Here is an 11,886-nt window from a genome sequence, read left to right as displayed (position 1 = left end):
TTACTTGCTAAAAAATTGCTCCCTGAAATCGGATACTTGCTGCTGATAGTAACTGTCCCAATCTTGTTGAGTCCAAGTGGCATAACTTGAGGAACGCTGAGAGTCTAAGGTCGCTTTGAGCTGATCCAGTTGCTCGTGGTAAGTCATCACTGTTTGTTGCTGTTTCGCGACTTGGTGTTCTCTTGCGGTAATGTTGCTGGCTTGCATTTCATCTAAGTAGGTCTCTTGAAGGTCGGCTTTGAGTGAAACTATTTCAGCAGGGCTATAGCTGCTGGGTATCAAAGAGACTGCCAGTTCATATTTTTGAAGCGCTGTCTCGGCGTTTAATGTGCCCGTATTGTTTTGCCATTCACTAAGTAAATCTTGATAGTTGGCCAAAAACTGGCTCGCTTCGTTTTCTTTAAGGCTGTTTGCGTCGAGCGTAAAATCTAGATGCGCAAACTGGTCTGCGAATAGCTGGTGGGCCAACTCTCCCCATACTTGCTGTGCAGATTGTTTGAATAGGGCAACACGCTCTTCAAGAGTTTCTATGGATTCTAGTGGGATAGTGCTTTGGGTTAATTGCCAGTCGACTGATAGCTGCGGATAGTCGCTCAGTAACTCAAACCATATACTCGGCAACTCTGATTTCATTCGTGCGAGTTGCTCAGTGCAGTCATCGCGTTGTTTGCAAAGCGCCCAGAACCCATCGAGTTCATCGAATAGAGCTTTACCTTCAAGTTCGCTTAAGTTTTCAACATGCGTTTCTCCGCCCGATGATTCTGCTTCGGCTTGTTTGTTCTGCGATGCTGTATTTTCCGAACTGGCGATTGCAGTTGGTGTGGAATTATCGTCAACAGTTGTCGTAGGAACACGCGGCTTAGCTTCTGTGTGTTGAGCAGAAGATAGCGGCGTTTCGTTCGTTTTTGATGACCACGAATAGCCAATAATGCTCGCCGTTAAGACGAGCATTATGATTAATATAACTCGATGCATTATGGGTTCACCGAGTTACTTGATGACAGCGCTAACAGGGAAGTGGTCTGAAAGGTTGTAGTGCTTCCATAACTCACTGCTTGTTGAACGAGGAACATCAACGCGGTTATTGTTGTGAGTTTTTTGTGCGTACTCCGAACTCACCACTACGTAATCCAAGTATTCGACGTTTTCCCCGCCAGACATAGGTTCGCCCGCAAAGTTGTTGATGCGTGGGTCAAAGGTAGACGCGGTGTAACCTGAATATTGTGGTTCATCAGCCTGCAGGTTAGCGAACATTTGTTGGTAGTCGCCTGGGAACTTCAGCTTGTTCACGTTGAAGTCACCGCTGTACACCACAGTTTCTGATGCAGGGATATTCAGAGACTGCGCCAGTGCACGCATCTGCTTGAATTGACGTTGTCGGTAGTCGCGAGCGGTGTCCGTATCGAATGATGCCGTGTGGGTGCCGAATACATGGTAAGCCTGACCATTCTTGATGACCTCAGCGTAATTCACGCCCTTATCAGCGAAACAATCTGTGCCTGTACAATCAGGGAACACGTATTGCGCTTCGTTGACAATAGGGTAGCGGCTGACAATGACCACGCCACCGTCATAGATGTTAATCCCATCTTTATCGAGCATTTTGGTTTGGTACGGGTACTCTTTTGCAAGTTCACGCAAGAATTCATCTCTGCCGTTAGCAAACACCTCTTGTAGCGCCAATACGTCGTAGCCTTTTACATATTGAGGGAGAAGATCGTAGCGGTCACCAATATGCGAAGCGATGGCAGGCAGCGCCCAGATGTTATAGGTCATGACTTTGAGTGTCTTGGCATCCGGCTCTGGTTGCTCATCTACTTTGGGTGGGGTGATGGTGTAATAAATATCATCGTAGCGCGCCGTAGAATCGGCTTTAAGTGCAAGCTCTGCATTGACCCCGAATGCATCGGTTGTGCTGCGATGAATATTACGATCGTCATGCAGCGTTAGGTTGACGTCTGCGGCACTTAAACCATGTTGCAGTGTCGAGTTGTACCAATGACCTTTCATGGTTTGGTTGAGCGTGACACTTTCTCCCACAGCGTTCGATACTACAGTGTCAAACTCGTAGGTCTTCCCAGATTTCACACCAGTCCAGCGATTGAAACTGATCAGCTTCTTCGTCTCCCAAGGGCCAATCTGTTCAACATGCTGTTGCCACTCATCACCGAATTGAAGCTGGTCGGTACCTGTGTGATTGGTTTGAATCGTCATTGCTTGGCTAGTGTTATTGGTCAGGTACACATCGGTATCTGCAATAGCCGAGGTTGAAATGAATGAAGCAGATGCAAGTATTGCACTAAGGCAAGCCCATTGAGTTTTCATTTTTACGTTATCCTTACTGATTGGTTCAAAGAATAACGTAGTAAAGAGTTGTGACATTGGAGTTATAACTCTATGGGAATTACCCAAATATTAGATATATGCCATGGTTTTATAAATTATATTACTCATTGAAAATTAACATATTGCTTTGCCTGAATGATAAGTGATACGCGCGCACGCTAAAAAATAAAGGAAGGATTGGGTATGAGGGTAAGTCACTAGTGGGTGTTTTTGTGGAAATCATAGGTCGGTAAATAACCAGAAATGGATGCTGTGAATCACGATAAGGAATAACGCTAACCGCCTTGCTCTACCAGCAAAAATTTTGCCATTGTTCAGTAAACAGATTCCTCAAAAACAGGTATGATAGTGTCGTTTTTAATCCTGAACTGGGAAAGTCATGGCAAAGTTAACACTCCAAGAGCAAATGCTTAAAGCTGGCTTGGTAAATGAGAAAAAATTAAAGAAGGCGAAAAAAGGCTCTAAAAAGTCTCGCGTTCAGTCTCGTGAAGCAAAAGCGGCAGCAGAAGAAACTAAACTGGCGCAGCAAGCGAAAGACAAAGAGCTAAACCAACAGTTGAAAGAACAGCAGTTGAGCAAAGAAATTAAAGCTCAAGTGAAGCAACTGATTGAGATGAACAAGATCGAACAGAAGAACGGTGAGATCAAATACAACTTCACCGACGGTACGCTAGTTAAATACCTTTACGTAGAAGAGCTGACTCAAAAGCAACTAAGTAAAGGTATTCTAAGTATTGCTCGTCAAGGCGAGAGCTATGTTGTTATTCCAACAGCAGTAGCGAACAAGATTGCTATGCGCGACGAAGAATCTATCGTTGATACGCAGGCAGGCAGCACAGATGAAGTAGACGAAGACGACCCGTACAAAGACTTTGTGATCCCAGATGATCTAATGTGGTAATCCGTTTTACCTAGCTCCATTCTAATGGCTAGCTAAGTTTACAGGATCTAAGAATGCAGCGAACAATCACTCGATTGTCGCTGCATTTTTTTTGGCGCGAAATGACTTAAGCAAATGTGGACTAACACTTAATGCTCTGACATGCCGTAAACAAGGCTATCATTGGTACTTGCATGATCGATGAAATCGGTGTTAGCACGTTGCTCGTGTTGGTCATAGCCATCGAAGTAACAGTCGCCAATTTCATTGCGCGGGCAAACATGAATGTGGTCTTTAATGACCAGTTCGGTAGAACAGCATGGGCAGTGCTTTACATGTCCAGTGAGTACCGTAGATCGATTTGGTTTCATACATCCTCCTGATAGGCACTGTAATATGATTGCCTATTTGCACCCTAAGTTACGCAAATTAGTGTGTCGTTATGATTTCATTTTTAAGTCAATAAAAAACGATTCGTAGAGTGAATGTTTAGATATTAATGTAAATGTAAGAGCAAGAAAAAATAAAAGAACTAGGACGAGTAGGCTTGAAAGTAGATCGGCCATATAGTCGACTTTCACTGGTATAACATTCAGCCGAAGAGGTTGAAGTAGAGCTCGCTACGACGAATATGTTGGCCAGATGAAACCAACAAGCCCTAGTGAGCTGTGCATCATTTTATCGACTTAAGCTTTCAAAGTAATTCTGAACAAATTTAACGAACACTTGGTGTTTCTTTGCCGGATAAATAACTTGCGGATAGAACAGGTAAATACTATTGCCTTGTGGCAGACATTCATTAGGCAGCACGCGCTCTAACTCTCCAAGCTCAACCTCTTTCGCAACGTAGTAACTCGCGATACGAATAATACCGCTTCCTACCATGGCTTGTTGCTTAAGCAAGTGATTGTCATTACTTGAAAGCCAGCCGGACACATCAATGTTTGCTGATTTTAAAGGCCACTCGGTTTGATGGAGCGTTGCTAAGCATTGATGATCACTTAAGTCACTCACATTGGTTGGACGACCAAATTGATCAAGATAACCGGGCGTTGCGACTAAATCATGCTGATAGCTAATCAAATGTTTCGCCACCATGTTGTCTGGTGGGGTATTGGTGGCGCGAAACGCGATATCGATATCATCTTGGTTGAGATTAAAGTTGGTGTAGCTGCTATTTATCTCAAAACGGATCTCTGGATATTGCTGCCTAAACTGTTGGCAGATATCGAATAGATATACCTCAGTAAACATCTTTGGCGCGGTGAGACGCAATAGACCTTTTACGATGTCATGCTGCTCTGAAACACTACGCTCGAGCTGCAACACTTGAGAACGAATCGTTAAACCTTGTTGTAACGCGCGTTCGCCTTCTTGAGTTAAACGAACACTGCGCGTGGTTCTGACCAAAAGAGGGCACTGTAAATCATTCTCTAAACGTTTGATCTGCTCAGAAAGGTAGCTCTTAGAGATACCGAGCTTTTCTGCTGCTTTGGTAAAGTTAAGTTGCTGAGCAAGTTCCACAAATAGGATCAGTCGTTCTATTCTCTTGTGCTCGTTCATGTGCGTATGTCTTCAAAATTGGTCAGCTCTATTGTTCGTTATATCAAACAATCATTTCGTAACTAGCATATTCTGTTTTCTAAAAAGAACAATATGATAAAGGCATATTTATTGGCATCAAATCTTCAAAGCGAGATCAGATATGACGAACAGCATTGAATCTACAAACAAAACGAATGATAAAAAGAGCATTCCGTTATCAAACTATCTACCGAATGTCGGGCAGGTTGCCTACGGCTGCATGGGATTAGGTGGTGGCTGGAATAATAATCCAGTAACGGCGGCTGATGCAGCGCAAACACGCAGCGTAATCGACACAGCATTAGAGTCAGGAATCAATCTGTTCGACCATGCAGACATTTATACCTTCAGTAAAGCAGAGCAAGCTTTTGGTCAAGCACTGCAACAAGCCCCTGAATTACGTGATCAGATGTTCATTCAATCTAAATGTGGTATTCGTTTTGAAGGCGAGGGCAATGTTGGCCGTTATGATTTCTCGGCAGATTGGGTAAGCCAATCGGTAGACGGTATTCTCAACCGATTGAATACAGAAAAGCTCGAAGTGTTGCTTTTGCATCGCCCTGATCCGCTCATGGAACTCGATGAGTTGGCAAGAATGCTTGAGAACCTGAAAGCTCAGGGAAAGGTCGATTTCTTCGGTGTCTCTAACATGAACAGCCACCAAATTCAGTACCTGCAATCTGCGCTTGGGCAACCCATTGTCGCAAACCAAATTGAGATGAGTTTAGCTAAATTGGATTGGTTGAATGATGGTGTGATGATCAACTCGCAAGGTCACCATCAATCTGATTTTGCTGCAGGTACACTTGAGCATTGCCAAATGAAGGGGATTCAATTACAAGCGTGGGGCTGCTTGGCGCAAGGTCGATTTTCTGAGCAAGGTTTGTATTCAGAACATGACAACGTGAAAAAGACCGCGCATTACGTAGCTCAGTTAGCGAACCAATATGGCGTAGAAAGTGAAGCGATTGTGTTGGCATTTTTGCTTCGTCATCCCTCAAGTATTCAGCCTGTTATTGGCACGACTAATTTAGAGCGAATCAAAGCTTCGGCAGTAGCGACTCAGATAAATCTGTCTCGTGAAGAGTGGTACAACGTATACGTGTATTCGCGTGGTCAAGCACTGCCTTAAGGAATGAGTATGTTGAATCAAAAGCTCGTAAAGCAACTTGTGTCTAGCGCTCTCAACATTGCAGAGCATAATCAACAAGCAATCGCGGTGAGCGTGTGTGATACGCATGGTGAGTTACTGGCGTTTATTCGCACGGATAATGTGAGTGTACAAGCCGGATTGTTAGCACAGAACAAAGCTTACACGTCTGCAAGAGACAGGCAGCCAAGCGGTAATTTAGGCGCTTGGGCGAGAGAAACTGGTAAAGACTTAAGTTACTGGACCGACCCAAAGATCACTGGCTTTAAAGGTGGTGTTCCCATTGAGATAAAGGGGCAGGTGATTGGCGCTATTGGTATCAGTGGATTGAGTGAAGATGACGATGAAGCACTGGCTGAGAAAGTGATTCAGTTGTTGCTTTAAGTTCTGCCGTTTACAAAGTGACTCTGATAAAAGACAGATAATAAAAAACCGATGCGTGGGCATCGGTTTTTTGTTTAACGAGACTCAAGTTAATGAATCAATCGAACCTATTAAGCGTTCGCTTGTTCCAGATCTTGTTGCTTGTCCTTCTTACCTAATAGGCGGCTGGTGATTGTACCGGCTGTCATTGCACCAGATACGTTAAGCGCTGTACGTGCCATATCGATAAGTGGCTCGATAGAGATAAGCAGTGCCGCGATAGTTACAGGAAGGCCCATCGCTGGTAGTACGATAAGCGCCGCGAACGTTGCACCGCCACCCACACCCGCGATACCGAATGAGCTCACCGTAATAATCGCAATCAGAGACAGAATGAAGTTGATGTCCATTGGGTCGATTCCGACTGTTGGCGCAACCATTACTGCTAGCATTGCAGGGTAAATACCCGCACAACCATTCTGTCCAATCGTCGCGCCGAACGTTGCAGACAGGTTAGCAATCGCTGGTGGCACATTTAGCTTAGTGATTTGAGCATCAACGTTCAGTGGAATCGTTGCAGCAGAACTACGTGATGTGAAAGCGAACGTTAGTACTGGCCAGATTTTTTGGAAGTACTCCTTCGGGTTTACGCCAACAAAAGAAACCAACACACCGTGGACAACAAACATCAGGATGATTGCGACGTAAGAAGCAACGATGAAGCCCAGTAAGCTTAGGATGTCAGAAGCGCTTGATGTTGCTACAACTTTCGCCATTAACGCAGCGATGCCGTATGGCGTGAGTGCCATAATCATCTTAACTAAGCGCATAACGATAGATTGCGCAGCGTCAACGAAAGTACGGATCGGTGATTCTAGCTCTTCTTTCTCAGCCATTACTTTACGAGCAGCAATACCTGTTAGAACGCCGAAGATAACAACCGCAATGATAGACGTAGAGCGAGCGCCCGTTAGATCTGCAAACGGGTTAGTCGGAATGAAACTAACCAGCATTTGTGGAATAGTTAGGTCTGAAACACTTCCCATGCGGCTTTCTAGTGTTGCAATACGAGCTGTCTCACGAGCACCTTCTGTTAAGCCTTCAGCCGAAAGGCCGAATGCTTGAGCGACCGCAATACCCACAATCGCAGAAATCGCTGTTGTTGCTAACAATACAGAGATCGTGATACCAGATATCTTGCCTAGCGAACCGCCTTTTTCAAGTTTCACGACTGCCGCAATCATTGAAACCAATACCAATGGCATGATCACCATTTTCAGTAGGCCAACGTAACCGCGACCAACAATGTTTACCCAGTCTAAAGTTTCTTTGATTACCGGATTACCTTCGCCAAATAGAAGCTGAAGGCCAAGACCAAAAGCACTACCGAAGACTAAACCGAATAGAACTAAACGCGATAACGTGTTTTCTTTTCTTTGCTGTCCGTAGAGAAAAAAGAGGATACCCGTGAATACCGCTAATGCAGCGATAGCTGAAAATGACATTTGCTTTCCTTATGAATAGCTCTAAATCAATTAGGCACCTGGATGTATAGGTGCAAGTACTGCCGCTAAAATAACGTTCTGTTATAAAACGTAAAATAAGGAAAAGTAATTTAATAGAACAATTAGTAATATCCACCTAATAAGATGAGTGGATATTCAACATTGTGGTGAATAGGTGAGCTTTTTAGCGATATTTTGCCAATAAATTGAGCATGTTACTTGACGAGTAAATTTCTACATTTTGGAAGTTATTTTCGAATAATCTGAACAACATGGCTTGAGCAACATCTTTCGATTGAATAGGGCGCAGGTTTTTGAACTTACAAAACATAAAGGGAGAGAGGAGAGGGAAAACACGTTGCAGAAGCTTTTCGTCAGCTCTGGGTTCATCTCTTTCACCAACAAGTGGCCCTGGACGAGCAATAAATAGTTGTTTAAAACCAATTCGTTTTAAGTTCTGTTCCATTTGCCCTTTGCAACGAAGGTAGTGTGAATAGGAATCAATTGAAGCGCCGTAGCTGGAGACTACTGCGACTCTTTGAACGCCGAGAAATTTCATCGATTGAGCAACCTGGCTGACTAATTCAACATCTACTTTACGTAGCGCTTCTTTTGACCCGGCCTTTTTCTTGGTGGTGCCTAAACAGATAACGCCAAGTGTTGGAGTTGTTTTTGCGTCGTCCCAGCTCGTTATCTGCAAGTCACTGTGAATAAGAGTACGGAGTTTTTGGGAACTGAACTGCGAATCTAATGCTCTTCGGGATAAGGCATAGATTTTTTCGACCGCGGGCTCGTCGATAAGTAACGTCATGACATGATGTCCAATTAGCCCAGTTGCTCCAGCCACTACGACCGATGTTTTGTCTCCAGAAATACTCATAGCTATCCTTAACGCTTTGCAAGTGCTTGTTTAATATAAACAGTGTTTGAATTTTAAGCGAACAAAACTTACACAAAACAATGATGGCGGCAAAGTAATCCAGTGATGGTGAAGAGTGACAGGTGTTGGTCACTGGATGTTTGGAAATAAAGCACCAAACAGCGAAAAGCCCGCTGGGCAACGGGCTTTTCACTTTCTAGGTGAAGGCTAGTGGGAGTTTCTTCACCTTTTTACTGTTTTTCTTCTTTGATTTAATTGGTTTTTTTTTGCTTTGGTTTACGAACATTACACCTCCTAAATCTTTATCTCTTTCTTTGTGTCTGTTGTTTAGCAGTCGATTTTTGTTTCTTAGTGAGGGCAATCACTTTTGATACTTGTTACCTTATTGCTTAACTTACTTTGTTGTTAACTTACCAACGGAGAGAGGTTAATAAGTTACTTTATTTAAAGCATAATCGGTGCCAAAACGTAAGTTATTGATTTTTCTTTTAAGTGGTTGCTTAGTGTTACTTTTATGTCTTTTTGATTCTCAATTTGAGAAATAATGAGGTGTATTTGTTCAAATAAAGAACACTCTCTGCATTTTCTGCCAGATAGCCATAGATACGACTCTTTTTAACACGTAAACTGATTTGAATTTCACATAGACAAGGACGTGCTATGAACCTCAAGCTTGATACTCTTGCTCCCACTCAGATTTATCACCTGATGACACAAACCGTTGTTCCTCGCCCTATTGCGTGGGCATTGACGGAATCTTCAGAACAAGAGTTCAACTTAGCGCCTTTCTCTTATTTCACTCCAGTATCGAGCAACCCGCCTTTATTAATGCTGTCCGTTGGTAAGAAGCCAAGTGGTGAGATTAAGGATACGACTCGCAATTCGCTCGAAACAGGTAAGCTTGTCATTCATATAGCATCAGCAAGCTCTGCAGAAGCAATAACAGCAACAGCGGCCACACTTGATCATGGTGAATCAGAAGTGACTGCGAATAATATCGAGTTGGTTGAATTTGATGGCTTTTCTTTACCGAGAGTAAAAGAGTGCGCGGTCGCTTTTGGCTGCACCTTGTACGAAGTAAAAGAAGTTGGAGAGGTGCCACAAAGCCTTATCTTTGCTCAAGTTGAGGCCGTGTATATATCGGAGGATGTCATCGACAAAGACAGTGAGCGTCTTAAGATCGATGCGTTAGCACTGGATCCTTTATCTCGATTGGGCGGGGGTGAATACGCCACGCTTTCCAATGTGTTCTCTGTCGCTCGCCCTAAATAGTTTGCCCATTTAGCTCAAGCAGAATAAGCGCTCTCAAACTCGTTTTCTTAAATTTAAGTACTCCTCAATTTATGTTAGATACCAAACACTCGCACTACATCCAACATCGCATTGACCAAAAAACCAAGCCACTCGGTGCGCTTGGCCTACTAGAAAAGGTTGCACATCAACTGGCATTGATTCAGAGCCAAGGCAAAGAAGCTGCGGTTGAACACATCGAATTGAACAAGCCAAGTATCATCATATTTGCTGGCGACCATGGCATTGCTGACGAAGGCGTGAGTATTGCCCCAAGTGCTGTCACACAACAGATGGTGTTGAATTTCTTAAACGGCGGCGCAGCGATTAATTGCTTTTGCGCGGTGAACAACATCGATATTACGGTGGTGGATACTGGGATTTTGTTACCAGTCGAATCCGATAGCGACATGTTAATTTCACAGCGCTTGGGTACGGGAACCAATAACTTTGCCAACGAAGCGGCAATGAGTTTAGAAACGATGGAACGTGGGATTGAACTGGGCGCAGACCTTGCTTCTAGAACCATTTCGAATGGCACTAATATCATCATGTTTGGTGAAATGGGCATTGGCAATACCAGCAGTGCGTCAGCGATTTTGAGTGCATTAGCTAATCGCCCCACGCAGGAGTGCGTTGGTTTAGGTACAGGGATTAGCTGTGAACAACTGGAACACAAGAAAGTGGTTGTGAAACAAGGTGTTGCTCGTTGCAAAGGTTTAGATCCTAAAGAAGTACTTGCTCAAGTAGGCGGCTTTGAGATAGTTCAAATGGTCGGTGCTTTCCTTGGCGCGTACCAAAACAAAACCCCTGTGTTGGTCGATGGCTTTATCGTATCAGTCGCTGCGTATGTCGCGACCCTAATTGACCCGAATTGTCGTGATTACATGATCTTTGCGCATCGCTCTGAAGAATCGGGGCACAAAATTTTGTTAGAGCTGCTAGACGCTGAGCCACTGCTCGATCTTGGATTGAGATTGGGCGAGGGCACAGGCGCTGCACTGGCTATGCCAATTATTCGTGCGGCAGCTGAGTTCTATAACAACATGGCGAGCTTCGAAAGTGCTGGAGTCACGGTTTAATGAGTGATGCACCAGAAAGATCATTAAAAGATCGAGCTACTTATCAGTGGGAGCTTTTTACATTGGCGATGGGCTTCTTTTCTCGTTTGCCAATGCCGAAGAATACTCCCTATTCATCAGAGCGAATGAACCGTTCTGGACGCTACTTTTCAACGGTTGGTTTGTTACTTGGTGTTCTGTGTGGCGGTGTATTCTTGTTACTCGATACGGTACTGCCGAGTGCAGTGGCCATCTTTTTGATGATGAGTTTTAGCTTGATGCTCACTGGCGCTTTCCATGAGGACGGCTTGACCGACATGGCGGATGGCATTGGTGGTGGCATGACGCTTGAACGCCGATTAACCATAATGAAAGACAGTCGCATTGGTACTTATGGTGCCTCGGCCTTAATCATGGCGTTGCTTGGCAAATGGTTGTTATTGAGTGAACTGGTGAACATGGCAGCCTTATTTATGGTTATCGTGACCAGTTATACCTTTAGCCGTGCGATTGCTGCATCGCTGATTTACGACATGCCTTATGTTAGCGATTTGGATACCAGTAAAAGCAAGCCATTGGCCAACAAGCAAACTAAGGGCGAGCTCGTTTTTCTCTTGCTTGTAGGCGTATTACCTAGCCTGTGGTTTGGTCTTGAATTCGCTTTGATTTTATCTGTCGTTGCCTATCTGTTCAGAACAGGTTTCAAAAAGTGGTTGATGGCTCGAATTGGTGGCTTCACTGGAGATTGCTTGGGTGCAGCTCAACAGTTGATGGAGTTACTGATTTACCTTGTGTTCACTGCTGCTTTTTACAATGGTTTTCTTTAA

Annotated in this window: 12 protein-coding genes; 6 read left to right on the top strand and 6 right to left on the bottom strand. The window is 44.1% G+C overall.

The window, feature by feature from the left end; all coding sequences use genetic code 11:
• Entirely contained in the window at nucleotides 1-951 is a 951-nt protein-coding gene (locus OCW38_RS08290) for a chromosome partitioning protein ParA (protein WP_261895657.1), read from the bottom strand.
• A gap of 39 nt (nucleotides 952-990) precedes the next feature.
• Entirely contained in the window at nucleotides 991-2,325 is a 1,335-nt protein-coding gene (locus OCW38_RS08285) for a sphingomyelin phosphodiesterase (RefSeq protein WP_016768024.1), read from the bottom strand.
• A 400-nt stretch (nucleotides 2,326-2,725) separates the two neighbouring features.
• On the opposite strand from OCW38_RS08285, the gene OCW38_RS08280 reads away from it, so the two are divergent.
• Nucleotides 2,726-3,247 (top strand): DUF2058 domain-containing protein, encoded by a 522-nt coding sequence (locus tag OCW38_RS08280; protein WP_010441213.1) that lies wholly within the window; start codon nucleotides 2,726-2,728, stop codon nucleotides 3,245-3,247.
• 128 nt (nucleotides 3,248-3,375) lie between these two features.
• On the opposite strand, the gene OCW38_RS08275 is transcribed toward OCW38_RS08280, so the two are convergent.
• Together OCW38_RS08275 and OCW38_RS08270 are read right to left on the bottom strand one after the other, a co-directional pair.
• Complete coding sequence (locus OCW38_RS08275) at nucleotides 3,376-3,597, bottom strand: hypothetical protein (protein ID WP_010441212.1); 222 nt, start codon at nucleotides 3,595-3,597, stop codon at nucleotides 3,376-3,378.
• 307 nt (nucleotides 3,598-3,904) lie between these two features.
• Nucleotides 3,905-4,789 carry a LysR family transcriptional regulator gene (locus tag OCW38_RS08270; RefSeq protein ID WP_016799764.1) on the bottom strand — a complete coding sequence of 295 codons (885 nt, stop codon included), beginning with the start codon at nucleotides 4,787-4,789 and terminating at the stop codon, nucleotides 3,905-3,907.
• Nucleotides 4,790-4,931: 142 nt separating this feature from the next.
• Here OCW38_RS08270 and OCW38_RS08265 point away from each other — a divergent pair, with 142 nt between their 5' ends.
• The gene (locus OCW38_RS08265) at nucleotides 4,932-5,942 is read left to right on the top strand and encodes an aldo/keto reductase (RefSeq protein WP_016799763.1); all 1,011 of its coding nucleotides are present in this window, start codon (nucleotides 4,932-4,934) and stop codon (nucleotides 5,940-5,942) included.
• Between the two features lie 9 nt (nucleotides 5,943-5,951).
• A complete protein-coding gene (locus OCW38_RS08260; protein WP_016799762.1) occupies nucleotides 5,952-6,344 on the top strand; it encodes a GlcG/HbpS family heme-binding protein in 393 nt (130 codons plus the stop codon).
• 110 nt (nucleotides 6,345-6,454) lie between these two features.
• On the opposite strand, the gene OCW38_RS08255 is transcribed toward OCW38_RS08260, so the two are convergent.
• Both OCW38_RS08255 and OCW38_RS08250 read right to left on the bottom strand, forming a co-directional pair.
• A complete protein-coding gene (locus tag OCW38_RS08255; RefSeq protein WP_010441208.1) occupies nucleotides 6,455-7,828 on the bottom strand; it encodes an L-cystine transporter in 1,374 nt (457 codons plus the stop codon).
• Between the two features lie 184 nt (nucleotides 7,829-8,012).
• Nucleotides 8,013-8,708, bottom strand: a complete 696-nt coding sequence (locus OCW38_RS08250; RefSeq protein ID WP_261893684.1) for an NAD-dependent epimerase/dehydratase family protein — start codon at nucleotides 8,706-8,708, stop codon at nucleotides 8,013-8,015.
• 660 nt (nucleotides 8,709-9,368) lie between these two features.
• Here OCW38_RS08250 and OCW38_RS08245 point away from each other — a divergent pair.
• The 3 genes from OCW38_RS08245 (at nucleotide 9,369) to OCW38_RS08235 (ending at nucleotide 11,886) form a co-directional block, all read left to right on the top strand.
• The gene (locus OCW38_RS08245) at nucleotides 9,369-9,980 is read left to right on the top strand and encodes a flavin reductase family protein (protein ID WP_010441206.1); all 612 of its coding nucleotides are present in this window, start codon (nucleotides 9,369-9,371) and stop codon (nucleotides 9,978-9,980) included.
• 71 nt (nucleotides 9,981-10,051) lie between these two features.
• Entirely contained in the window at nucleotides 10,052-11,080 is a 1,029-nt protein-coding gene (gene cobT / locus OCW38_RS08240) for a nicotinate-nucleotide--dimethylbenzimidazole phosphoribosyltransferase (RefSeq protein WP_016794025.1), read from the top strand.
• A complete protein-coding gene (locus tag OCW38_RS08235; RefSeq protein ID WP_261893681.1) occupies nucleotides 11,080-11,886 on the top strand; it encodes an adenosylcobinamide-GDP ribazoletransferase in 807 nt (268 codons plus the stop codon). The genes cobT and OCW38_RS08235 overlap by 1 nt, the downstream gene beginning before the upstream one ends.

The organism is Vibrio cyclitrophicus, from assembly GCF_024347435.1.
Lineage (GTDB): Bacteria > Pseudomonadota > Gammaproteobacteria > Enterobacterales > Vibrionaceae > Vibrio > Vibrio cyclitrophicus.
Note: the sequence above shows the minus strand (reverse complement) of the source record. Positions and strands in the feature narration are given on the sequence as shown.